General features: G+C 65.3%; 26 protein-coding genes and 1 tRNA gene. 18 read left to right on the forward strand and 9 right to left on the reverse strand.

What is annotated here, in order from left to right; all coding sequences use genetic code 11:
- Nucleotides 1–67: 67 nt before the first annotated feature.
- The 3 genes from carA to FPZ61_RS07005 form a co-directional block, all read right to left on the reverse strand.
- Nucleotides 68–1,282 (reverse strand): glutamine-hydrolyzing carbamoyl-phosphate synthase small subunit, encoded by a 1,215-nt coding sequence (carA, locus tag FPZ61_RS06995; protein ID WP_255441444.1) that lies wholly within the window; start codon nucleotides 1,280–1,282, stop codon nucleotides 68–70.
- A gap of 14 nt (nucleotides 1,283–1,296) precedes the next feature.
- The gene (trpD, locus tag FPZ61_RS07000) at nucleotides 1,297–2,343 is read right to left on the reverse strand and encodes an anthranilate phosphoribosyltransferase (protein WP_185465416.1); all 1,047 of its coding nucleotides are present in this window, start codon (nucleotides 2,341–2,343) and stop codon (nucleotides 1,297–1,299) included.
- Between the two features lie 153 nt (nucleotides 2,344–2,496).
- The gene (locus tag FPZ61_RS07005; RefSeq protein WP_185465417.1) at nucleotides 2,497–2,826 is read right to left on the reverse strand and encodes a DUF3288 family protein; all 330 of its coding nucleotides are present in this window, start codon (nucleotides 2,824–2,826) and stop codon (nucleotides 2,497–2,499) included.
- Nucleotides 2,827–2,865: 39 nt separating this feature from the next.
- Between FPZ61_RS07005 and FPZ61_RS07010 the strand changes: the two genes are divergently transcribed.
- The 3 genes from FPZ61_RS07010 to msrA all read left to right on the forward strand — a co-directional run bounded on the left by FPZ61_RS07010 (nucleotide 2,866) and on the right by msrA (nucleotide 5,737).
- Nucleotides 2,866–4,617, forward strand: a complete 1,752-nt coding sequence (locus tag FPZ61_RS07010; RefSeq protein WP_185465418.1) for an ABC transporter ATP-binding protein — start codon at nucleotides 2,866–2,868, stop codon at nucleotides 4,615–4,617.
- Between the two features lie 73 nt (nucleotides 4,618–4,690).
- The gene (locus FPZ61_RS07015) at nucleotides 4,691–4,954 is read left to right on the forward strand and encodes a hypothetical protein (protein ID WP_185465419.1); all 264 of its coding nucleotides are present in this window, start codon (nucleotides 4,691–4,693) and stop codon (nucleotides 4,952–4,954) included.
- A 24-nt stretch (nucleotides 4,955–4,978) separates the two neighbouring features.
- Nucleotides 4,979–5,737 (forward strand): peptide-methionine (S)-S-oxide reductase MsrA, encoded by a 759-nt coding sequence (msrA, locus tag FPZ61_RS07020; RefSeq protein ID WP_185465420.1) that lies wholly within the window; start codon nucleotides 4,979–4,981, stop codon nucleotides 5,735–5,737.
- 15 nt (nucleotides 5,738–5,752) lie between these two features.
- Here msrA and FPZ61_RS07025 read toward each other — a convergent pair whose 3' ends face one another.
- Entirely contained in the window at nucleotides 5,753–6,106 is a 354-nt protein-coding gene (locus tag FPZ61_RS07025) for a hypothetical protein (RefSeq protein WP_185465421.1), read from the reverse strand.
- Between the two features lie 684 nt (nucleotides 6,107–6,790).
- Here FPZ61_RS07025 and FPZ61_RS07030 point away from each other — a divergent pair.
- Both FPZ61_RS07030 and FPZ61_RS07035 read left to right on the forward strand, forming a co-directional pair.
- Nucleotides 6,791–7,450 carry a cupin domain-containing protein gene (locus tag FPZ61_RS07030; protein ID WP_185465422.1) on the forward strand — a complete coding sequence of 220 codons (660 nt, stop codon included), beginning with the start codon at nucleotides 6,791–6,793 and terminating at the stop codon, nucleotides 7,448–7,450.
- Between the two features lie 405 nt (nucleotides 7,451–7,855).
- Complete coding sequence (locus FPZ61_RS07035) at nucleotides 7,856–8,023, forward strand: chlorophyll a/b-binding protein (protein ID WP_255441460.1); 168 nt, start codon at nucleotides 7,856–7,858, stop codon at nucleotides 8,021–8,023.
- A gap of 118 nt (nucleotides 8,024–8,141) precedes the next feature.
- Here FPZ61_RS07035 and FPZ61_RS07040 read toward each other — a convergent pair whose 3' ends face one another.
- Complete coding sequence (locus tag FPZ61_RS07040; protein WP_304623118.1) at nucleotides 8,142–10,472, reverse strand: sulfatase-like hydrolase/transferase; 2,331 nt, start codon at nucleotides 10,470–10,472, stop codon at nucleotides 8,142–8,144.
- Between the two features lie 508 nt (nucleotides 10,473–10,980).
- Here FPZ61_RS07040 and FPZ61_RS07045 point away from each other — a divergent pair.
- The 3 genes from FPZ61_RS07045 to FPZ61_RS07055 all read left to right on the forward strand — a co-directional run bounded on the left by FPZ61_RS07045 (nucleotide 10,981) and on the right by FPZ61_RS07055 (nucleotide 12,354).
- Nucleotides 10,981–11,637: a tetratricopeptide repeat protein gene (locus FPZ61_RS07045; protein ID WP_185465424.1), complete on the forward strand. Its 657-nt coding sequence runs from the start codon at nucleotides 10,981–10,983 to the stop codon at nucleotides 11,635–11,637.
- 180 nt (nucleotides 11,638–11,817) lie between these two features.
- Nucleotides 11,818–12,039: a GlsB/YeaQ/YmgE family stress response membrane protein gene (locus FPZ61_RS07050; protein WP_185465425.1), complete on the forward strand. Its 222-nt coding sequence runs from the start codon at nucleotides 11,818–11,820 to the stop codon at nucleotides 12,037–12,039.
- Nucleotides 12,040–12,144: 105 nt separating this feature from the next.
- Entirely contained in the window at nucleotides 12,145–12,354 is a 210-nt protein-coding gene (locus FPZ61_RS07055; protein ID WP_185465426.1) for a hypothetical protein, read from the forward strand.
- Here the strand turns inward: FPZ61_RS07055 and FPZ61_RS07060 are convergent.
- A complete protein-coding gene (locus FPZ61_RS07060) occupies nucleotides 12,344–12,790 on the reverse strand; it encodes a TspO/MBR family protein (protein ID WP_185465427.1) in 447 nt (148 codons plus the stop codon). The two genes, FPZ61_RS07055 and FPZ61_RS07060, sit on opposite strands and share 11 nt — an antisense overlap.
- 101 nt (nucleotides 12,791–12,891) lie before the next feature.
- Here FPZ61_RS07060 and FPZ61_RS07065 point away from each other — a divergent pair, with 101 nt between their 5' ends.
- The 8 genes from FPZ61_RS07065 to FPZ61_RS07100 all read left to right on the forward strand — a co-directional run bounded on the left by FPZ61_RS07065 (nucleotide 12,892) and on the right by FPZ61_RS07100 (nucleotide 16,775).
- Nucleotides 12,892–13,434 carry a DUF4334 domain-containing protein gene (locus tag FPZ61_RS07065; RefSeq protein WP_185465428.1) on the forward strand — a complete coding sequence of 181 codons (543 nt, stop codon included), beginning with the start codon at nucleotides 12,892–12,894 and terminating at the stop codon, nucleotides 13,432–13,434.
- A gap of 36 nt (nucleotides 13,435–13,470) precedes the next feature.
- On the forward strand, nucleotides 13,471–14,472 hold the full coding sequence (locus FPZ61_RS07070) for an NAD(P)-dependent alcohol dehydrogenase (RefSeq protein WP_185465429.1): 1,002 nt from the start codon (nucleotides 13,471–13,473) through the stop codon (nucleotides 14,470–14,472).
- 25 nt (nucleotides 14,473–14,497) lie between these two features.
- Complete coding sequence (locus tag FPZ61_RS07075; protein ID WP_185465430.1) at nucleotides 14,498–14,914, forward strand: NUDIX domain-containing protein; 417 nt, start codon at nucleotides 14,498–14,500, stop codon at nucleotides 14,912–14,914.
- The gene (locus FPZ61_RS07080; protein WP_185465431.1) at nucleotides 14,911–15,702 is read left to right on the forward strand and encodes an ABC transporter ATP-binding protein; all 792 of its coding nucleotides are present in this window, start codon (nucleotides 14,911–14,913) and stop codon (nucleotides 15,700–15,702) included. Before FPZ61_RS07075 ends, FPZ61_RS07080 begins: the two co-directional genes overlap by 4 nt.
- A gap of 66 nt (nucleotides 15,703–15,768) precedes the next feature.
- Nucleotides 15,769–16,125: a hypothetical protein gene (locus tag FPZ61_RS07085; RefSeq protein ID WP_185465432.1), complete on the forward strand. Its 357-nt coding sequence runs from the start codon at nucleotides 15,769–15,771 to the stop codon at nucleotides 16,123–16,125.
- Nucleotides 16,126–16,129: 4 nt separating this feature from the next.
- The gene (locus FPZ61_RS07090) at nucleotides 16,130–16,315 is read left to right on the forward strand and encodes a hypothetical protein (protein WP_185465433.1); all 186 of its coding nucleotides are present in this window, start codon (nucleotides 16,130–16,132) and stop codon (nucleotides 16,313–16,315) included.
- A gap of 5 nt (nucleotides 16,316–16,320) precedes the next feature.
- Entirely contained in the window at nucleotides 16,321–16,686 is a 366-nt protein-coding gene (locus FPZ61_RS07095) for a hypothetical protein (protein WP_255441445.1), read from the forward strand.
- Between the two features lie 15 nt (nucleotides 16,687–16,701).
- Nucleotides 16,702–16,775: transfer RNA gene (locus tag FPZ61_RS07100), tRNA-Pro, on the forward strand.
- A 4-nt stretch (nucleotides 16,776–16,779) separates the two neighbouring features.
- Here the strand turns inward: FPZ61_RS07100 and FPZ61_RS07105 are convergent.
- Nucleotides 16,780–17,730, reverse strand: a complete 951-nt coding sequence (locus FPZ61_RS07105) for a CHAD domain-containing protein (protein WP_185465434.1) — start codon at nucleotides 17,728–17,730, stop codon at nucleotides 16,780–16,782.
- A 127-nt stretch (nucleotides 17,731–17,857) separates the two neighbouring features.
- On the opposite strand from FPZ61_RS07105, the gene FPZ61_RS07110 reads away from it, so the two are divergent.
- Nucleotides 17,858–18,304, forward strand: a complete 447-nt coding sequence (locus FPZ61_RS07110; RefSeq protein WP_185465435.1) for a hypothetical protein — start codon at nucleotides 17,858–17,860, stop codon at nucleotides 18,302–18,304.
- A 1-nt stretch (nucleotide 18,305) separates the two neighbouring features.
- Here FPZ61_RS07110 and FPZ61_RS07115 read toward each other — a convergent pair whose 3' ends face one another.
- Together FPZ61_RS07115 and FPZ61_RS07120 are read right to left on the reverse strand one after the other, a co-directional pair.
- Complete coding sequence (locus tag FPZ61_RS07115; RefSeq protein ID WP_185465436.1) at nucleotides 18,306–18,566, reverse strand: Nif11-like leader peptide family natural product precursor; 261 nt, start codon at nucleotides 18,564–18,566, stop codon at nucleotides 18,306–18,308.
- A gap of 365 nt (nucleotides 18,567–18,931) precedes the next feature.
- On the reverse strand, nucleotides 18,932–19,492 hold the full coding sequence (locus FPZ61_RS07120; protein ID WP_185465437.1) for a hypothetical protein: 561 nt from the start codon (nucleotides 19,490–19,492) through the stop codon (nucleotides 18,932–18,934).
- Nucleotides 19,493–19,576: 84 nt separating this feature from the next.
- Between FPZ61_RS07120 and FPZ61_RS07125 the strand changes: the two genes are divergently transcribed.
- The gene (locus FPZ61_RS07125) at nucleotides 19,577–19,801 is read left to right on the forward strand and encodes a hypothetical protein (protein WP_185465438.1); all 225 of its coding nucleotides are present in this window, start codon (nucleotides 19,577–19,579) and stop codon (nucleotides 19,799–19,801) included.
- Nucleotides 19,802–19,967: the final 166 nt, after the last annotated feature.

Consider the following 19,967-nt stretch of genomic DNA (forward strand, 5'->3'; position numbering starts at 1 on the left):
CCTCACGAGAAAACAAGAGGCTGAAGTGTAAGCAGCAATGGGCGCAGCTTCACCTGCGCCCGGGGCCTCAGGGGCGTCGCTCGGCCATCAGGCGCATGAAACGACCGAAATGGTGATCCGCGTCGTGGGGGCCGGGGCTGGCTTCGGGGTGGTACTGCACCCCGAACACCGGCTGGTGGCGATGGCGCAGGGCCGCCACGGTGCGGTCGTTGAGGTTGCGGTGGGTGACCTCCACCAGCTCCTCGGGCAGGGATGTGGCCTCGATCGCGAAGCCGTGGTTCTGGCTGGTGATCTCCACCAGCCCCTCGCCCCCGCAGGGATGGTTCAGCCCGCGGTGCCCGTAGCCGAGCTTGAACGTGCTGCCGCCGAGGGCCAGGCCCAGGATCTGGTGGCCGAGGCAGATGCCGAACACCGGCAGATCGGCCTGCCCCAGCAGATCCCTGGCGAGGGCGATGCCTTCGGCCACCGCGGCCGGATCACCTGGGCCATTGGAGAGGAACACCCCTTCGGGCTCCAGGGCCAGCACCTGAGCCAGGGTGGCGCTGGCGGGCAGCACCGTGACCGTGCAGCCATGGGCCGTGAGCCGCTCGAGGATGGCTCGCTTGATACCGAAATCGATGGCCACCACCCGATAGGGCCGCTCCGGCGAGGGTCGCAGGCGCTGATCGAAGTCGGTGGCGCTGAGTTGCTGCCAGAGGTAGGGACTGGGGGTGGTCACCCGCGCGGCCAGGTTGAGCCCCTCCATCGAGGGGCTCCGGCGCACCAGTTCCAGCAGCTCGTGGGGGCCAGTGCCATCGCTGCAGATCGCTCCGTTCATGGCCCCCCGCTCGCGCAGGTGACGCACCAGGGCACGGGTGTCCACCCCAGCGATGCCCACCACCCCATGGGAGGCGAGCCAGCCGGGCAGGTCGCCCTGGCTGCGCCAGCTGCTGGGGGTAGGCGCCAGCTGGCGGGCGATCACGCCGCGCACGTGGGGGGCTTCGGCCTCCTGATCCTCCGGATTGACTCCGGTGTTGCCCAGTTCCGGATAGGTGAAGGTCACCAGCTGACCGGAGTAGCTGGGATCGGTCATCACCTCCTGGTAGCCCGTCATCCCGGTGTTGAACACCACCTCACCGATGGCGGTGCCCCGCGCTCCGAAGGCCGTGCCGCGGAGCACGGTGCCATCGGCCAGCACCAGCACCGCCTCGTTGGAGGCTGGGCTGCTGCTGGCGGGCTGGGGGGTGCTGGCCGAAGCCGGGGCTGCAGCGCTCAAGGGGGAAGAGTCGAGTGAAGCGATCATCTCCCAGGCGACGCTCAGCTGGCTGATGCCGGCGCCTGAAGTGCGGCGCTGAGCTGCTCCAGCCGCTGCCAGGGGCGCTCGCCGCCGAGGGCCTCGAGCGCCTGCGCCAGCCCGGCCTGCACCGAGTCGGCCCGCCCGGCGGCCCAGAGCACCAGCGCCGTGTTCAGGGCCACCACGTCGCGCTGGGCGGTGTTGCCCTGGCCGCGCAGCACGGCTTCGAGGATCCGGCGGTTGGTGTCCAGATCGCCGCCGGCCAGGGCCGTGAGAGGGGCTAGACCCAGGCCCAGCTGCTCTGGATCGAGCTCCAGGGCCCGCACCGTGTCACCCTCCACCAACCGCAGCTGGTTGACCCCGCTCAGGGAAGCCTCATCCAGGCCACCGTGGCCGTGGACCACCACCGCCCGCTCCAGCCCAAGGCGGGAGAGGGCTTCGGCCATCGGCTCCAGCAGCTCCGACCGGGCCACCCCCAGCACCTGGGCTTCGGGCCGCAGGGGATTCACCAGAGGGCCGAGCAGGTTGAAGACGGTGCGCACCCCCAGACGCCGGCGCACGGGGGCGAGTTCCACCAGGGCCGGATGCCAGCCCGGAGCGAACAGGAAGGTGACCCCGCTGCCGGGCAGGGCCGCCACCACCGTTTCGGGATCGGCCCGGAGGTTGAGTCCGAGTGCCTCCAGCACATCGGCGGAGCCCACCTTGCCGCTGGCGCTGCGGTTCCCGTGCTTGGCCACCGTGGCACCGCAGGCGGCAGCCACAAAGGCCACGGCCGTGGAGATGTTGAAGGTGTCGGCCCCGTCGCCGCCGGTGCCGCAGGTGTCGACCAGCTTCAGGGGCGGGCGCTCCCCTGGCAGGCAGGAGGCCTCGCGCAACACCCGTGCCATCGCCGCCAGCTCCTCGCCGCTCACCCCTTTGCAGCGCAAGGCCGCCAGCAGGGCACCGGTGAGTTCGGGCTCCAGGCTCCCCGCCAGCCAGGCCTGCATCAGGTCCGTGGCCTGCGGTTCCGAGAGTGCCTGGCCCTGCAGCAACTGCTCCAGCAGGGTCGGCCAGGCGTTTGGGGCAGCCATCGGTGGGGGGCGGAGGTCAGAACAGACCCGGTCAGAAAAAAACCCGGGTGCGAGGCACGCCGGGCCGGGTGATGGGGAAGTTTCCACTATCCCCCGCAGCACTGGTCCGCTGCCGTCCACTCCGCCCCCGGACGGGCCCATGCTCACGCTTCGTTACCCCTCGGGAGCGGAGGTGTCGAAACCGCTGCCCACCGCCTCAGCGCCCACCACCGCCCCGGGCCGGTAGCCCCGGGCCCAGAGGGCACGGGTGCGGCGTTGCAGGTCCTCCACGCTCAGGCCCCAGAGGCGGAGGGCCTTACTCAGATCATCGCGCAGGTCCTCGGCTCCGGGGAAGCCGTCGTAGCGGTTGAGCAGCCGGGCCAGATCGGCCAGTTGAGCGTCGCTGGGCTGCTGCGCCGCCAGCAGACCGTCAACCAGTTCGCGGTCGGTGGCGTAGAGGGGATGGGCCTGGGAGTGGGCGGAGGAGCCGTCGGACGGGGCCATGGGGCGAATCCTTAGGTTGGTTCGATCCTGCTCCGCATCATGGCCGCCATCCGTCTGGGCCTGATCTGGCGCTACCTCCGTCCCCACCGGCGCGAGGTGTTCATGGGTGTCACCGCCCTGGTGGTGGTGAACCTGCTGAGCGTCAGCATTCCACTGCTGGTCCGTGGCGTCATCGACGACCTTCAGGACGGGTTCGCCGCCTCCATGGTGCTGCGTCAGGCGGGGCTGATCGTGCTGCTCGCCACCGTGATGGGAGGCGCCCGCCAGCTCTCGCGCATGCTCGTGTTCGGCGTGGGACGCCAGGTGGAGGCCAGCCTGAGGCAGCGCCTGTTTGATCACATGCTCCGCCAGGAGCCGGGCTGGGTGCAGGTCACCGGCAGCGGTGAAGTGATCAGCCGCTCCACCAGCGATGTGGAGAACGTGCGTCGCCTGCTGGGCTTCGCGGTGCTCAGCCTTTCCAACACCGCTCTGGCCTATGCCCTCACCCTGCCGGCGATGCTCTCGATCGACCCTGCCCTCACCCTGGCGGCGGTGGGGCTCTACCCCGTGATGCTGGTGGTGGTGCGCCTGTTCGGCGGGCGGATGATGCGGCAGCAGCGGCGCCAGCAGGAGGCGCTCGGCAGCCTCAGCGACCTGATCCAGGAGGACCTCTCCGGAATCAGCGCCATCAAGATCTACGGACAGGAGGACCACGAGCATGGGGCCTTCGCCCGGCGCAACGGCCGCTACCGCGACGCAGCCCTGTCCCTGGCCCGCACCCGCAGCACACTCTTCCCGCTGCTGGAGGGGATTTCATCGATCAGCCTGCTGCTGCTGCTGGCCCTGGGCAGTGGCCAGCTGGAGAGCGGCCGGCTCAGCATCGGCAACCTGGTGGCCCTGATCCTGTTCGTGGAGCGGTTGGTGTTCCCCACCGCCCTGCTCGGCTTCACCCTCAACACCTTCCAGACCGGCCAGGTGAGCCTGGAGCGGGTGGAGGAACTGCTGGCCCGGGAGCCGCAGGTGGTGTCACCGCCCGTGCCCAAGCCTCCGGCCAGGGTCGGGCGCGGGGCTGTGGAGGCCCGTGGGCTGAGCGTGCGTTACGACGGCGCCCAGCGCGATGCCCTCCGGGAGGTGAGCTTCCAGCTGCGGCCGGGAGAGCTGGTGGCGCTGGTGGGGCCTGTGGGCTGCGGCAAGACCACCCTGGCCCGGTCGCTGGGACGGATGGTGGAGGTGCCTGAGGGGCAACTGTTCCTCGATGGGGTTGATGTCACGGCCCTCTCCCTCGATGACCTGCGCCGTCAGGTGGCCCTCGTGCCCCAGGAGGGTTATCTGTTCACAGCCAGCCTGGCCGACAACCTGCGCTACGGCGACCCTGAGGCCGACGATTCCCGCGTGGAGGCGGCGGCCCGGCAGGCACGCCTGGACGGTGACATCCGCGGGTTTCCCGATGGCTACCAGACCCTGGTGGGGGAGCGCGGCATCACCCTCAGTGGCGGTCAGCGCCAGCGGGCGGCCCTCGGCCGGGCCCTGCTGGTGTCAGCTCCCCTGCTGGTGCTCGACGATGCCCTTGCCAGCGTGGACAACAACACGGCTGCGGAGATCCTCGATTCGATCCGCGCCGAGAAGGGCCGCACCATCCTGATGATCAGCCACCAGCTCTCCGCCGCCGCCGCCTGCGACCGGGTGCTTGTCATGGAGGACGGCCGCCTCGTGCAGCAGGGTCATCACGGGGAGCTGGTGGCCATCCCAGGCACCTACCGGCGGCTTTGGGAGCGGGAGCAGGCCGAGGAACGCCTCCACCAGGTGGCCTGATTCGCACGAGTTGTTGAACAGCGCAGACAAGCCCGCGGGGAGGGGCTTAGCTGAGGCAGATCCCGCGAGGCCGATGGAGAACCCCAAGGGCTACAACCTGCGCTGCACCCTCACCTTCGGTGACATCTACGGCCAGGTGCTGGTGTGGATGCTTGTGATCTTCGTGAGCCTGGCGGCGGGACTGGCCCTGATGGGCTCCAGCAAGCCGATCTTCGCCCTGGTGGGGGTGGGCGTGATCCTTGTGCTTTCCCTGCCCTTTCTGCTCTTTGCGTTCACCACCACCCTGCTGAACCACATCGCCCTGGAACCCGCTCCGGCCCCCGACCGCGTTGCCTAGGCTCAAGGCCTAAGCAGAGCAGCGGTGTTCGGACTCTTCAACCAGGCCCCCGGCGCGACCAAGGGCAGGATCGTTTCTGCCGAGGAGGCTCTGCCGGGACGTGACACGCCGATTGCCACGGCACGCACCCACGTGGTGCTCGGTACCCCTCTTCAGGCGCCTCTCCTGCCTGGCCAGGAGGAGGCCTTCTTCGGCTGCGGATGCTTCTGGGGTGCGGAGAAAGGTTTCTGGCGTCTGCCTGGCGTGATCACCACGGCCGTGGGCTACTGCGGCGGCCACACCCCCAACCCCACCTACGAGGAGGTGTGCTCCGGCCGCACCGGCCACACCGAAGCGGTGCGGGTCGTTTGGGACACCGATCAGGTGGGCTTCGCCGATCTCCTCAAGCTGTTCTGGGAATGCCATGACCCCACCCAGGGCATGGGCCAGGGCAACGATCGCGGCAGCCAGTACCGCTCGGCGATCGTGACCAGCACCGAGGCCCAGGCCGAGCTGGCGAGCGCCAGCCGCGACCATTACCAGGAGCAGCTGAGCGCCGCCGGTTTCCCGGAGATCACCACTGAACTGCTGGCCGGCAAGCCCTTCTACTTCGCCGAAACCCACCACCAGCAGTACCTGGAACGGCCCGGCAGCAGGCCCTACTGCTCCGCGCGGCCTAGCGGGGTGACCCTGGGCGCCTTCCCCGGTGCTCACTTCAAGCTCCCCGCAAAGGTCTGGGATCACTACGACTGGAGCCAGCCCCATTGCGTCCTGCGCAGCCCCGGCGGCCCGATCAGGCTCTGAACCACCCCGGCGATATCAGCCCCGTCGTGACCGGTTCACCTGGAGCATCAGGCCGATCATGATCGCGGCGAACGATTGCAGCATCGGTACGACGATCAGGGTCATCCGCTGCACCATCCTGTGTTCAGGAACCGTGTGGTAGCGGTAGCTGTCCAGTCCGAGAAGGATCGTTCCGGCCAGGGACAGCACCAGCACGGCCACGAACAGCACCGCCGAGAGGCGCCGCCGCCCCCGCTCCCGCCAGGCCAGCAGTCCCAGCAGAAGGTAGGGGGCAAGCAGGAAGGCGAGGAACGGCAGATCGTCCATCCGTACGCCAGGGACCCCCGTGATCACAAGGATCAGGCTCGTGAGGGCGGCAAGCGTGCACACGCTCCTCGTGGGGTGATCAGTCACGTCCAGGCCGCCTAGTGCCACTAGCGGCTCCACGAGGGCTGGTAGCGGGAGCGCCCCCAGCAAAGAGGCGACGACCAGAGGCACCGACCTCATCCACCACCTCGAGGTCGCGAAGCTGGCCGCCGCACTGGTTGCTGGCCGCGACCATGCCCATACCGATGATCAAGTGGGTGGAGCGTCAACCTTGATGCCGTGGTAGCCACAACAAAGCCCAGGACCTTGGCCCTGGGCTTTGTCTGGTCAGCTGTGTAGCCGGTGAAGGATCGCAGCTGGTTCAGCGGACGTTTCGTCCGATCTGGTGTCTTCAGTTGTGGGGCGGAGCTGCCTGGCGATGGCACCTGGGGCCATGGCTCTAGCGGGGCTTCCCAATTCGGCCCGGGGCACCTGAGGCAGGGCCGTGAACGGTGCATTGGACGGCGTCGATAGGGGACGCCAGGGAAACCAGTGATCCTTGAAGATTGTTGGAGCAGGGTCCGAACGTCAGTTCGCTCCTATCACCTGCTCAGGGGGGGTGTCGTCCATGGGCTGGAACCTCCGAATCCCGATGAACACACAATCGGACGGGCGTCCTGTCCACGCAAGGGGAAGCGCTCCGGACGCAATGGGTCTTCATCTCATGACAAAGGTCTTCACCTGAGCCGGACCAGCAGAATCAAAGCCATGGAACTCCACGCCGATCTCGCCCAGCGGGTGGTGCTCGACACCGCGGCCCTCCCCTGGAGCCCCTCGCCGATGGCGGGGGTGGAGCGGCGCATGCTCGATCGCCTTGGCGGTGAAGTGGCCCGTGCCACCTCGATCGTGCGTTATGCCCCCGGGAGCCGATTCGAGCGGCACAGCCATGGGGGTGGCGAGGAGATCCTTGTGCTGGAGGGCACGTTCTCCGACGAGCAGGGCGACCACCCAGCCGGCACCTACCTGCGCAACCCCGCCGGCTCCGCCCATGCGCCCTTCAGTGAGCAGGGCTGCACCCTCCTGGTGAAACTGCATCAGATGCACCCGCTTGATCAGCAGACCGTGGTGATCGACACCCGCAGCAGCGACTGGTTGCCAGGCCTGGTGGCTGGCCTGCAGGTGCTGCCGCTCCATGCCTTCGGTTCCGAGCATGTGGCCCTGGTGCGCTGGGCTCCGGGTACGCGCTTCCAGTCCCATGGGCACCCTGGCGGTGAGGAAATCCTTGTGCTGGACGGCGTCTTCCAGGACGAGCAGGGCAACTATCCCGCCGGCAGCTGGCTGCGCAATCCCCACGCCAGCTCCCACCGCCCGTGGAGTGAGGCCGGCTGCACCATCTGGGTCAAGACCGGGCATCTGCTCACTGATTGAGCCGGGTGGATGGGCCATACGGATTTCCTCACCCACAACGGCATCAATGCAGACCCATGCCTGATCCGAGCAGGCGGTAATCCGTCACTGGCAGATTCGGCCTGCGGCTTATGGGTTCGAGGAAAGTACTTCGACTAGAATTGTGGGTAGGAAGGGAAGATCGAACAGATTTGATTCGATGCGTTTGATGAAAATTCCAGAAGATCAGCAGGCAAATGCCATGGAGATTGAGGCCATGGATGCTGTCCTCCGTTCCCTTCGCCACAGCCCATCACACTGACCAAGGTGAATGCCATGACAGCTCCATCAGAACTTACCAAAGTCAAGAATTACGCAGAATCAGAGGGAGGAATGTGGGATTCCGATGGCTCCAAGCTGCTTGATCCCGCTGTCGTTGAGCCGAGGATGTACCGAGCCAGTCCGGATAGCGAAAGCGGGTGGGGCTTTCACCGCCGTGCAGAGCTTCTGAATGGACGGCTGGCCATGCTTGGTTTCGTGATCGGGCTGTTGGTCGAGGCCCTCTCTGGCCAGGGGATTCTCCACCAGATCGGCCTCGGTGCCCTACTCAATTAAGTCAGCCCGACAGGCCCATCCCGCCCAATGCCAGCCTCCCCCTGCCCTGATCAGCAGAGGGAGGCACCTCGGCGAAAACGCACCTCGGCGAAAACGCACCTCGGCGAAAACGATCGGCTCATTGCCGCGCCATCGCCAGCTGGACCGCCAAGGCCGGATCGATCAAGTGATCCAGGTTCTCGGCAGCGTCATCGATCGCCAGCTGCACGCCCTTGACCCGGCCATTGAAGGCATTGCCACGCGGCCCATAGTCTTCCGACACTGGCGCGCCGCTGTCCTCGCCTACGTCGCAACCGTCATCAGCGGAGAAGATCATCGCCAGGCTGGCGCCGATCGGCCCTTGGCCCACCTTCTGGCCGTCGGTGTAGAGGCTGACGGTGCCGCCCTTGCCCAGGCCGCCGCCGGCGTAGGAGAACTCCATCCGCACCTGGTGTTCACCGGCAGGGATGGGCGACTCCCCCTCCACATAGAACCGCTGAAAGCCTCCCCAGTTATAGCAATACTTGAGTTTCCCTGCTTTGGCATATAGGCTCCAGCCACCGATGTTGGCGCCCTGGGAGATGATCACCCCCTCAGCACCGTTCTCCGGCACCACGATCTCGGCCGTGACCGAGTGGGATTTGTTCTTGATGTTGAGAACGCAGTTCTCTGACAGGCGGCCCATCCCACCGAACAGCAGTTGCGTCTTGCCCTTGATCAAGGTCGGGCGGCCAGCTGTGTCGGGGTTGAGCTTCTCAAGCAGCCGATCGTCGATCGGCAGCACCTTGTAACGCGTGGCCTCGATCAACCAGAGACGCTTCAGCTCGTGCAGTTTCTGCGGCATCTCCCTGGCGAGATCCTTGGCCTGGCTCCAGTCTTGACTCGTGTCGTAGAGCTCCCAGACGTCGTCATCAAGGGCAGGCGGAGCGGCCTGCACCCAGGGCGTGGAGTGGTGGGTCACAGCCGTCCATCCCTTGTGATAGATGCCGCGGTTTCCGAACATCTCGAAGTACTGGGTTTCGTGCCGCTCAGCGGCGGCCGGATCGTCGAAGGTGTAGAGCATGCTCACCCCTTCGATCGGATCCTGTTGAATTCCATCGACGGACATGGGTTCAGGCAGGCCGGCGGCCTCCAGAATCGTCGGTGCCACATCGATCAAATGGGTGAACTGGGAGCGGATCTCGCCCTTGGCCTGGATCCCCTTGGGCCAGTGGACGACGGTGCCATTGCGCGTGCCTCCGAAGTGGGACGCCACCTGTTTGGTCCACTGGTAGGGCGTGTTCATCGCGTGGGCCCAGCCCACCGCGTAGTGGTTGTAGGACTCCGTCCCGCCCAGCTTGTCGAGCCGCTCGCTCAGGTACTCAGGCGTTTCAAGCGCCTGCAGGCCATTGAAATAGCTCATCTCATTGAAACAGCCATTCAACGAACCCTCGGCAGAGGCACCGTTGTCACCAATGATATAATAAATAAGTGTGTTGTCGAGAATGCCGAGCTTTTCAAGGCCTTCGATAATGCGCCCCACGTGATGATCGGTATAGGCCATGAACCCGGCATAGACCTCCATCTGGCGGCTCAGCACCGGGCGGAAGGCCTCCGGCATCTCTTCCCAGGCGGGGATTTCACTGTGCCGGTCGGTGAGTTCGCATTCCGGCGGGATCACACCCAATTGCTTTTGGCGGGCGATCGTCTGCTCGCGCAGAGCATCCCAGCCTGCATCGAATTGACCTTTGTATTGATCGGCCCATTCCTTTGGCACGTGATGCGGAGCATGGGTGGCGCCAGGCGCGAAATAGGTGAAGAAGGGCTGATCGGGCGTCAGTGCTTTCTGCTGCGCGATCCAGTTCAGGGCCTTGTCGGCCATGTCCTCCACGAGGTGGTAGCCCTGCTCGGGTGTCTTGTCAGGCTCCACCGGTGTGGTGCCTTCATAGAGCGTGGGGTACCACTGATTGGCTTCGCCGCCGACAAATCCATAGAAATGATCGAAGCCGCCGCCGCCCGTCGGCCAGGCGTCGAATGGTCCGACGGGGCTGGTCTGCCACACCGGGACTTCGTGGCACTTGCCGAACTGCGCGGTGGCGTAGCCATTCAGCCTCAATGTTTTGGCCAGAGGGGCCATGCTGTTGGGCAGAACCGAGCAGTACCCCGGCGCTCCCGTGGCGACCTCGGTGATTCCGCCCATCCCGGCAGAGTGGTGGTTGCGCCCGGTGAGCAGCGCCTGGCGCGAAGGCGAGCACAGAGCGGTGCTGTGGAAGCGGTTGAACTTAAGACCGCCGGCAGCCAGTTTCTCTGCCGTGGGCGTCTGGCAGGGGCCACCGAAGGCGCTGGAAGAGCCGAACCCGGCATCATCGATCAAAATGAGCAGCACGTTTGGCGCTCCCTCGGGCGGTCGCAACTGCTCGATCGCAGGGGAGGAGGTATCCGGATCCTTTGCGTCGTAGGTGATCAGTTTCGGCCGAGCCGTGTTGGGCATCGGCAGGTGGGACCGGTGTTTCCTGTTCTGATTCCCCATGATCCTGTGCGTTCTCCGCTGCCGATTGGCGTGCTGATGCAGCCACTCTGGCTGAAGCCTTGCTATGCCCTATGGCCCTTGTGAGTCGCCGCAAGGAAACGTTAAAATATCTGAATTGAACCTCGTGGCATTGCTCGCCAGCCAATCACTGATAGGCAATTAGCCGTCGATGGCACCACCAAAAAACGCCACCTTCCTGAGCAGACTCTTGCAGAGGCTGCTCGATCGACTCTGGGATTGAATCGGTATGGGTTAGGATTGCTCAATCAGGTTCCATTGACATCTCTTTTCGATTATTCTCCATTCACTCCTTTTGCTGATTCACGCTTTTCCCCCTTTCTCAGGGCCTCCAGATCGTGAGTTCAGCCCTCGCACCGCTCAGCAGTCGTCCTCTTTCCGCAAACAATTCACCACCATGGCCCTCAGACTACGCAGGCACCTGCTGACCGTGCTTCCCTGCATGCTCCCCATGCTGCTGCCATGGGGACTTGTGCCAGCGGCGGTGCGCGCCGGTGAACTGGTGCCCAACGCGACGATGGCCAGGAGCGATTCTGCTGGCATTCCCGCTGAAGCGGCCCTGTGCAGGGAACGGATCAATTCTTCAGATTGGCAGGGTGCTGTGCAGGCCTGCAGTCAGGCGATCAAGATCAATCCAAAGTTCGCCACGGCCTGGATCGACCGCTGCAGGGCCCAGCGCGAACTCAATCAGCTCAATCAAGCGATGTCGGATTGCCTGCAGGCGATCCAGCTGGAGCCGGATCATTCAGATGCCTATCTCCGACTTGCTGATGTCAAAGGTGCTCTCAAGCCCGTGGATTACTCCAACGTGCTTGAGCATTACGGCAAGGCCATCGAGCTCGATCCGAAGAATGCAACGGCCTACAACAACCGTGGCGTCACCCGCCAATCTCTTCAGGATTACAAGGGAGCCCTTGACGACTACAACAAGGCGATTGAGCTGGTGCCCGGCGAGGCCTTGTATTATTTCAATCGCGGTGAAATCCTTTTTCTCCAAGGGCGCCGTGAGCTGGGCTGCTCCAGCTTTCGTCAAGGCCGTGCACTGAACACTGACTTCAACCTGAATACGCCGGACTTTGATTCCACCTACATCAAGGTCTGCAGCTGAGAGCGCCTTGGTTGGATCGTTTCAGGGGAAGCCCTCAGTTGTTGGTGCCAGGGTCTGTCGATCAGGGACCATGGGGCTGAACCTGGTTGTCCCCCCCCCCCCCCCGTTTCTTCGGGCTGCCCTCAGGTCTCCAGGTACGCCGATGGCGATGGTTCCCTCCTTCACTGCTTTGATCAGCCCATGACTGTTCTGCTCTTCCTGCTCGTGGGTGTGGTCGCTGGATGGATGGCCGGTGGGCTGGTCATGCACCTGGTGGCCGGGATCCTCGGTGCCCTGATCGGTGGCCTGGCGCTGGCGGGCCTGGGCCCCTCCCTGGGCAGTGCGCCGCTGGATGGCGTGATCAGGGCGGCCATCGGTGCTGCGCTGGCGGTGCTGCTGTTGCGACTGATCAAGCGCCCCTGAGCCAGTTGCCCACTGCCGTGGCAGCTTGGAGATGGGCACACGTCCCGTGTTGCCCAGCCACTGGCTTCACAAGGAGCACTGGCTTCACAAGGAGGAGGTGTCCCCATGACCGTCCATTCACTGGATCTGCCCGAAGCCCTGACCCTGCTCGACCTCGAAGACCTGCCCGAGGATTTTGGTGAGCTCTCACGCCAAGTGGCCTGGCATCAGCCCGCCACCCAGCCATGGGGTGAATCCGAGACCCAGGCCTATCGCGTGGTCTGGGAGGCCGTTGAGCAGCACGTCGAGCACCCGGACGAGAGCCTCAGCGGTTGAGCCTCTCCATGCGCCAGGTCACGAAGCTGCCCACCGGGCTCCAGAGCAGGAAGGGAATCAGCAGCACCGCCGCCGGTCGCATCTGCGAGAGCACCACCACCCCCAGGGCCACGCCCCAGGCCCAGCCGGCCAGGCCGATCAGTGTGCCGTTGCGCAGACTGCGGCTGCGGCAGATCACCAGCGTGTAGCTCTGCACCAGCACCACCAGCACCAGGTACCCGCCCATCAGCGCCAGGCTGGCTGTGGCCTGCCACACCAGCAGTGCGGAGGCATAGAAGCAGAGGTAGATCACCAGCCAGATCGCCGGGATCCAGCGCTCGAAAGTCAGCCAGCGAGGCCGGTGCAGCTGCAGAAACCAGCGGAAGTCTTCCCGGGAGGGATTGAGCAGCGCTGCTACTGCCACGATCACCGCCAGGATCACCAGGGCCGCCACCATGTTTCTCGTTCTGCGGGGCTCTCCAGGCTGATCGGCCGCGGGACGTTGAAGGTGCAGGTCGTGTTGCGCCGTCACCTTTCCAACCGCCCAGGGTTCAGACCATGGCCATCGACCCCAGCCTTCATTCCCTGTTGCAGGAGCGCCGCGCCGGCCTCGAGCAGGCGCTGGCAGTCTTTGATGGATTGCCTCCGGTGCCTCTTGACCTCCTCTGGGGCCGCTGGGAAGGCCGCGAGATCCGCACCGGTCATCCCATGGAGGGCTGGTTGGAGGCCTCGGGTTGGTACGGCAAGGAGTTCCTCGATGCGGAGCATGTGCATCCCCTGCTGATGCGCCTCGGGGATGGGGAGCCCTTCCCAATCCGCGCTCTGCCAGGGTCGCTTGCCCTGGCACGCCGCCTCTCCCCCCGGTCGTTGACTGTGCCGCTGCCCTTGCTGCGCCGGGCCTTGTGGCTGCTTCGCACCGAGCACTCCCAGGCCCGGCTGCGGCGCATGGAGGTGCGCGGTGTGGTGAGCGCCACGATGCTCTACGACCATCTGCCGGTGCAGGACACTTTTCGCCAGGTGGATGGCGACACCGTTCTGGGTCTGATGCAGGAGAAGGGCGTCCCGCGGCCCTATCTGTTCCTGTTGGAACGACGTCCATGAGGCTGCGTTACGTTGATTCCTCAACGCTGAGGACGGGTGGAGATCACCGTGTGGCAGGCGGCAGCCAAGGGTGCTCCGCTGGAGCGCTCCAAGGCCACACTGCTGGATCCGGGCCCGGATGAAGTGCTGCTGGAGGTGCTGCACTGCGGGCTGTGCCACAGCGACCTCTCGATGCTCGAGAACGCCTGGGGGGTCAGCACCTATCCACTCGTGCCCGGCCATGAGGTGGTCGGTCGGGTGGCGGCGGTGGGTGCCGGGGTGGACAGCGGTCTGCTGGGAACGACCCAGGGCCTGGGCTGGATCGCCGGCAGCTGCCGCCACTGCGACTGGTGCCTCGGTGGCAACGCCAACCTCTGTCCCTCGCTCGAGGCGTCGGTGGTGGGGCGCCATGGTGGTTTCGCCAGCCATGTCATGGCCCATCAGGACTGGATCGTGCCCATTCCCGACGGAGTTTCGCCCGCCGATGCCGGGCCGTTGTTCTGTGGTGGAATCACCGTCTTCGCTCCGCTCTTCGATGAGGCCGTCTCGCCCACGGCGCGGGTGGCTGTGATCGGCATCGGCGGGCTTGGGCACCTCGCCCTTCAGTTCGCCCGGGCCTGGGGCTGTGAGGTCACCGCGCTCACCACCTCCCTGGCCAAGGCGGACGAGGCCCGCCGTCTCGGAGCCCACCGGGTGCTGGCCCTCTCCGAGCTGGGTTCCCATCCGGGCGCCTTCGATCTGGTGATCAACACGAGCAACCACGCTCTCGATTGGCCGGTCCTGATCGCCAGCCTCGCGCCCCTGGGCCGGCTGCATCAGCTCGGTGTGCCGCTCAACCCCCTGCAGATCCCGGCCTTCCCGCTGATTGCCGGACGTCGAAGCGTCACCGGCAGCCCCACCTCATCTCCGGCCTCCCTGCGCCGCATGGTGGAGTTCTGTGCTCGCCACGGCATCGCGCCGCTGGCGGAGCATCTGCCGATGGCCGAGATCAACACCGCCATCGCCCGGCTGCACCAAGGCGATGTGCGCTACCGCTTCGTGCTCGATGGACCGGCCTGATGCAGGCTCTGCCTGAGCCGGTCTGATGGTGGAGGTGGCCCTGGCAATGCTCGAGCAGGAGGGGCGTTGGTTGCTGCAGCTCCGGGACGACCTCGCGGGCATCGTGGCCCCGGGCACCTGGGGCCTCTTCGGCGGTCATCTCGACCCGGGGGAGAGTCCCGAGCAGGCCCTGCGGCGGGAGCTGCAGGAGGAAATCAGCTGGTGCTCCGGCGACCTTCACTTCTGGTTCAGCCACAGCAGTCCCCAGCGGATTGCCCATTTCTTCCGCTCGGGTCTGCCCGTGCCCCTGGAGGCGCTGCAGCTTCTGGAGGGGCAGGACATGGTCCTCGCCGGCTTCGAGGAGTTGGCTTCCGGCCAGATCTGGAGCCCCAGACTTCAGCAGACCCGGCCCCTGGCCCCCTCCCTGCAACTGGCGCTGGAGGCATTGCGACAGATGCCATGATGGCCGCCGAGCCCTACCTCGAGCTGCAGGCCGTGGAGGCCTGGCTGGGCCCCCGGCGGGTCTTTGACAACCTCAGCCTGCGCCTCCACCGGGGGGAAAACACCGTGATCCTGGGGCCGAACGGGGCCGGCAAGAGCGCCCTGATCAAGCTGGTCAGCCGTGAGATCTATCCCGTGGTCAAGCCGGGCTCCGGCCTGCGCCTGTTCGGGAGTGAAACAGTCAACCTCTGGGATCTGCGTGCCCGGATCGGACTTGTCTCCCGTGACCTCCAGGCCGGCTACGTCCCGGGAGTCAGCGCCCAAGACGTGGTGCTCTCGGGATTCTTCGGCTCGGTGGGGATCGGCCCCAGCCAGCACCCCAGCCCCGAGCAGCGCGAGCGGGTGCGTGAGCTGATGGTCCGGCTGCGGCTGGAATCGCTGGCCGAACGGCCCTACCGCCATCTCTCCGATGGCCAGCGCACCCGCCTGCTGCTGGCGCGCGCCCTGGTGCACGATCCCCGGGTGCTGGTGCTGGATGAACCCACCGCCGGGCTTGACCTGCGCGCCAAACACCAGCTGTTGATCGACCTGCGAGAGCTGGCCCAGGCTGGCACCACCCTGCTGCTCGTCACCCATCAGATCGAGTCGATCATTCCCGAGATCAGCCGCTGTGTGCTGATGCGTGAGGGTGCGGTCGTGGCGGATGGCCCGGCGGCGCAGCTGCTGGACGAGGCCCCCCTCAGTGCCCTGTTCGAAACCCCCCTGCAGGTGATCTCTGCCGGCGGTTACCGCCAGGTGCTGCCGGGGTGAGGGATCACTGATGCCTGGCGTTCCCTGGGCGGCTGGTGCAAACTCAGGTTCTGGCAGGTCATGGGGATGTCGTCGACAAAGCAGCACCGCAGGCTCGGCTGGCCTCGGCTTCTGGCCTGGGTTCCCCTGCTTGCCCTTCCCTTCGCTGGCGCAGCCGTGGCGATGTCCTCGCCCTGGTGGGAGAACTACGAGGTGCGCGAAACCTTCCTCTGCAACGACACCAACAAGGTGGTGGTGGAGCGCAACGACGCTCAGGCCTCGCTGCTGGCCGGCCGCTCCCGCACCACCCTCTTCCGCGAAGACTCGCCCCTCCCCGGACTGCGCTACGGCACCGATCGTCTGCGTCTGATCCTGCGTGGCGATGAACTCACCCTGGAGCGTCTTCCCCAGCGGCTGCACTGCCTGCGCACGGATCAGGTCTGATGGCATGACCCCCCTCCCCGATCGAACCGTGCTGCTGCTGATGGCGATCACCCTCGGAGTGGTGGCCGCCCTGGTGTTCTGGAGCGTGCGGCTCCAGCCGACCCGGGAGACCCCCCTGCTCTGGAAGGAGTCGCCGGGGCGCAGTGTCCCCGCCGCTCCGGCGGGCCAGCCGAAAGGCACTCTGCTCTGAGTTCCTTGGCATCCCCCGACGACGGCCCCGACGGCAAACGACAACTCCACCCCTTGCCCAAGGGTCTGGTGGAGCTCTACGGCCTGCTGGCGGTGCTGTTCGTGCTGGTGCCCGAGTGGATGGCCGGAGGCGCGATGCGCTCGATCCCGGGGGTGAACCAGGGCAATCCCCTGCCGGTCACAGCCAGCGCCTGGCGGCGTTTGCCGGAACTGCGCCTGGCGGCCCTGAACCTGGTGCAACTGCGGCAGCTGGCCCGGCAGCTTCGCCTCTGGGGCTACGCCAGTCAGGGTCGCGACCGGCTCACCGCCCGCATTCTGCGCCGGCTGAAACGGGTGCGCGCCTGGGAGTCCCGGCTGCCGCGGGGGCTGTGATAGCTTCCCTTCTGACGGGGCGTAGCGCAGCTTGGTAGCGCACCACTTTGGGGTAGTGGGGGTCGTGGGTTCAAATCCCGCCGCTCCGATTGATCAGCCGTTCATTGCTTCTTCACCGGCTTCCCCAGCCGGTTTTTTTGTGTCCTGATCCGGCACCGCCAGCAGGGCCAGCAGCGACCTGCGGTTGTCCTCCAGGCGAAGACGGTCTGAGAGGGCCAGCCAGTGCTGCCAGGCGTCGCTCTGCTGGCGCTCGATCCAGTGGCTGAGCTGGGGAAACGTCTGAGCGGGGGTGGTTCCGAGCACATCCCCGAGCACTTCGGCCAGCACCTGCAGATCGTGCAACTCTCCCAGGATGTCCTGGCCCTGCCTCAGATCGGCGATCCAGTGGCTCAGGGATGGCTGGAGGTAGGGCTCGAGGTTCTCGAGGCCGTAGCGCACCCCCTTGATTCGCTTGCGAAGGCCATGCAGCGCCGGATCGTTGGGGTCGTCGCTGAACCAGCCCTGTTCCAGAAACAATCCGGCCACGGCCTTGGTACCCCACTCCCCCAGCCAGGGTTGCAAGGGCAAGACCCCCAGGCTCGTGTAGCGGGGGCGATCCTGCCAGCGATGCAGGCGCTCCAGCAGCTTCAGGTAGCGATGGCTGCGCAAGGCTTCCGCCAGACCCTCGAAGGCCCGGCGCCGATCCCGGCCCAGTTGCTTCATGGCAGGCCTCAGCGCCTTGGCCTCTCGCTGGGGCAGCGATGGCAGCAGCCCTGTCTCCAGGCGCTGGCGCAGCACGTCGAGATCGCGGCAGAGTCCGGTGCGAGCGGCCACCCGGGCGATCCGGCGCTCACTGACATGTTCGGGAAGGACCAGGGCCGGCTGGAACTGCGCCAGAACCGTGCGCAACCGCCGGAGGCTCACCCGCAGCTGATGCAGCGGTTCGGGATCCGAGTCGGCCAGCACCTCCGGCTGCAGGCGGCCCAGCCGGCGGGTCTGTTTCTGGATCAGCTGGGCGGCATGGGCACCGTTGCTGATGGCCTCAGGGTCCCTGGCTGGTTCCATGCTCTCCAGTGGCGATGGCTTGATTCTCGGCACGATCCTGTCGAGAACCGATCGGTTGGGGCCGGGTTGTCATGGCCACAACCCATAGGCTATGGCGCAGTCGGTTCAGGGCTTGGGGGGATGGCCTATGGCATCGGAGCGCTCCAGCCCGTCGGCTGAGCAAGGCGTCAACGGGGCCCGCCCTGTTGCGGATCCGGCCTTCGATGATCGTCTCAGCGACCAGCCGCTCGAGCACTGGCCTGAGCTGGTGCGTCAGCGACGTCGCTGGTTCTGGGGGGAGGGTTATGCGTTGGTGCAACTGCTCCAGCGTTTTCTGCTCGAGGCGCCCCGCCTGGCGCAGGCCCTTGGGTATGCCGACAGCGAGAGCCTGTTGCGCGAAGGCTATGGCCTGGATCTTGTGCTGGGCGAGCTGACGGACTGCCGCTCGCTGCAGGACCGGAGCGCGCAGACCCAGCACCTCTGCGCCTGCTGCCATGAACCGTTCAAGGCCCGGCGGCGCGATGCTCGCTACTGCTCCAGCACCTGCCGCTCCCGGGCGAGTCGCCACCGACGGCGCCACAATCAGTGGCCTTGAGTCAGGGTCCCCAACCCTTCAGAGCCCAGACCAGTTCCCCGGCGTCCCAGCCCAGGTTGTCGAACAGGGCCACGGCCCTGTCATCGTCGCTCTCCAGCAGCAGGTGGGCGAAACTCTTCACCAGTTCAGCCGGTGTGAAGGTGATTCCCACCTCGCCGGCCAGCTCGGCCAGTTCTTCAGCTTTGAGGGCTCGTTTGACCTTCTGCTGCAGGTCGTCATCAGCTTTGACCTGTTCGATGAACTGTTCAACGGCTGGAAGCATCAGTGCCACAGATCTGAGCTGATCCTTCAGCCTCCTGCAGCACCCTGGATCTGTCAATCCAATCGACTCAACGTCACTTGCCTGCAATTGAATCCGCTCAAGAGCGAGTCAATCAATGGAGCACCACCAGGTGACAAGGTGAGAGGCGCGACAATGGTGGAGACGACTCACCAATCAGGACGGGGAGCATGTCATCAAGGAGATGGATCTGAAGTTCAGGCAAGGTGGGCTGACTGAGGTGATGGAATTGGTGTTGGGAGAAGTTTTGCCGGGCCTCCGATGCCTGCGAAACGCCACCTCAGAAACGAATCGCGGTGTCCTTATTCCCCGTTATGGGTGTTGTATTCAGACCGGCCCGGCTTGGCTTAGCGATAAGGTCTGGCTGAGTCGTTGAACATAAATGTAGGCAACTTTGAGCCGCCAGTTACATGGCCAATGCCCGCCAGGGCAAGGAAGCCTGCGATCAATGCAGCCACGAGTGTCTTGTATCCTGTAATTTGATTTAGCTTTTGACTTGCCTGTTCTTTCATGCATTCTGAGCGAAACCCAGGATCCTCAAGAAGTTCTTCCACAAGCGCCTGGTTTTCCTCGTAGTGACGCTCGACATCGTTTCTGTACTCTTTCCAGTCAGCATGACCCAGGGCCCACTGTTTCCAGCTTGTCCATACCTGCATCGCAGCAATTTTCTCTTGATTCTTTAAGTGAGCTCCGCCGAATGAAGCAGCAGGCCCCATCGCGCCTAAGAAGGCGCCGCTGAGAGCATCTCCAGCAGTTGTTCCACGAGGCGGGGTTACGTCAACACCATGCTTGCGAAGAAACATCACTACCATTGAATCAATGGTAGGCATTGGATCAAGAGGTATTCCGCGTTTCTTGCATAGCCGTTGCACGGCTGGATCTTCCTTGGTAAGGATTTTTGTCGTCATGGCCCTGAGGTGAGGTTGCTGAAGAGGTCGCCCCCTCCCACCTCATCACCATCCCCCAGGTGCCGCCGTCACCACATCCCCAGGATGGGGGATCTTTCGGAGGAGCATCACCAGGCGAAGCCGTGGCTGGTCAAACGGTCGTTCCCAGTGAAGCTGCTGGAGCTCCGCAACCCTGCCAAGGGCTCCAGCAAAGTTGAACTGGAAAACGGCACATGCCGATTCGCTGGCCCCTCTTGCAGTGATGGCGACAGTCGCGAGCATCCGCTCCTGACCCGCTTGGTCGACGAAAGCCGTGAAAATGTCAGCTGATCTCCCTGAGGCCTTGGCCGCCTTGGGCCTGAGAACCACGCCCAGAACCCGAGAGGATCTGGCCCGGGGTGGTGCTGCTGGCCCTCAGCTGGGCGCGGCGCATGAGTCGAGCGACTCGGTGGCTGCCGATCGAACTGCTGGCCTGCTGAACGGAGCTCATGGTGAA

Origin of the sequence: Synechococcus sp. BSA11S (assembly GCF_014224355.1) — a bacterium.
Lineage (GTDB): Bacteria > Cyanobacteriota > Cyanobacteriia > PCC-6307 > Cyanobiaceae > Regnicoccus_A.

Excerpts from the sequence above, each read along its gene's own strand:
- FPZ61_RS07090 (WP_185465433.1), top strand. The coding sequence starts at position 16,130 with ATGACCCCCCTCCCCGATCGAACCGTGCTGCTGCTGATGGCGATCACC.
- FPZ61_RS07045 (WP_185465424.1), top strand. The coding sequence starts at position 10,981 with ATGCTGCTGCCATGGGGACTTGTGCCAGCGGCGGTGCGCGCCGGTGAA.
- FPZ61_RS07105 (WP_185465434.1), bottom strand. The coding sequence starts at position 17,730 with ATGGAACCAGCCAGGGACCCTGAGGCCATCAGCAACGGTGCCCATGCC.
- FPZ61_RS07060 (WP_185465427.1), bottom strand. The coding sequence starts at position 12,790 with ATGGTGGCGGCCCTGGTGATCCTGGCGGTGATCGTGGCAGTAGCAGCG.
- FPZ61_RS07055 (WP_185465426.1), top strand. The coding sequence starts at position 12,145 with ATGACCGTCCATTCACTGGATCTGCCCGAAGCCCTGACCCTGCTCGAC.
- carA (WP_255441444.1), bottom strand. The coding sequence starts at position 1,282 with ATGATCGCTTCACTCGACTCTTCCCCCTTGAGCGCTGCAGCCCCGGCT.
- FPZ61_RS07110 (WP_185465435.1), top strand. The coding sequence starts at position 17,858 with ATGGCATCGGAGCGCTCCAGCCCGTCGGCTGAGCAAGGCGTCAACGGG.
- FPZ61_RS07120 (WP_185465437.1), bottom strand. The coding sequence starts at position 19,492 with ATGACGACAAAAATCCTTACCAAGGAAGATCCAGCCGTGCAACGGCTA.
- FPZ61_RS07085 (WP_185465432.1), top strand. The coding sequence starts at position 15,769 with ATGTCGTCGACAAAGCAGCACCGCAGGCTCGGCTGGCCTCGGCTTCTG.
- FPZ61_RS07115 (WP_185465436.1), bottom strand. The coding sequence starts at position 18,566 with ATGCTTCCAGCCGTTGAACAGTTCATCGAACAGGTCAAAGCTGATGAC.
- FPZ61_RS07040 (WP_304623118.1), bottom strand. The coding sequence starts at position 10,472 with ATGCCCAACACGGCTCGGCCGAAACTGATCACCTACGACGCAAAGGAT.
- FPZ61_RS07065 (WP_185465428.1), top strand. The coding sequence starts at position 12,892 with ATGGCCATCGACCCCAGCCTTCATTCCCTGTTGCAGGAGCGCCGCGCC.
- FPZ61_RS07010 (WP_185465418.1), top strand. The coding sequence starts at position 2,866 with ATGGCCGCCATCCGTCTGGGCCTGATCTGGCGCTACCTCCGTCCCCAC.
- FPZ61_RS07075 (WP_185465430.1), top strand. The coding sequence starts at position 14,498 with ATGGTGGAGGTGGCCCTGGCAATGCTCGAGCAGGAGGGGCGTTGGTTG.
- FPZ61_RS07005 (WP_185465417.1), bottom strand. The coding sequence starts at position 2,826 with ATGGCCCCGTCCGACGGCTCCTCCGCCCACTCCCAGGCCCATCCCCTC.
- FPZ61_RS07125 (WP_185465438.1), top strand. The coding sequence starts at position 19,577 with ATGGGGGATCTTTCGGAGGAGCATCACCAGGCGAAGCCGTGGCTGGTC.
- trpD (WP_185465416.1), bottom strand. The coding sequence starts at position 2,343 with ATGGCTGCCCCAAACGCCTGGCCGACCCTGCTGGAGCAGTTGCTGCAG.
- FPZ61_RS07030 (WP_185465422.1), top strand. The coding sequence starts at position 6,791 with ATGGAACTCCACGCCGATCTCGCCCAGCGGGTGGTGCTCGACACCGCG.
- FPZ61_RS07035 (WP_255441460.1), top strand. The coding sequence starts at position 7,856 with ATGTACCGAGCCAGTCCGGATAGCGAAAGCGGGTGGGGCTTTCACCGC.
- FPZ61_RS07050 (WP_185465425.1), top strand. The coding sequence starts at position 11,818 with ATGACTGTTCTGCTCTTCCTGCTCGTGGGTGTGGTCGCTGGATGGATG.
- FPZ61_RS07080 (WP_185465431.1), top strand. The coding sequence starts at position 14,911 with ATGATGGCCGCCGAGCCCTACCTCGAGCTGCAGGCCGTGGAGGCCTGG.
- FPZ61_RS07015 (WP_185465419.1), top strand. The coding sequence starts at position 4,691 with ATGGAGAACCCCAAGGGCTACAACCTGCGCTGCACCCTCACCTTCGGT.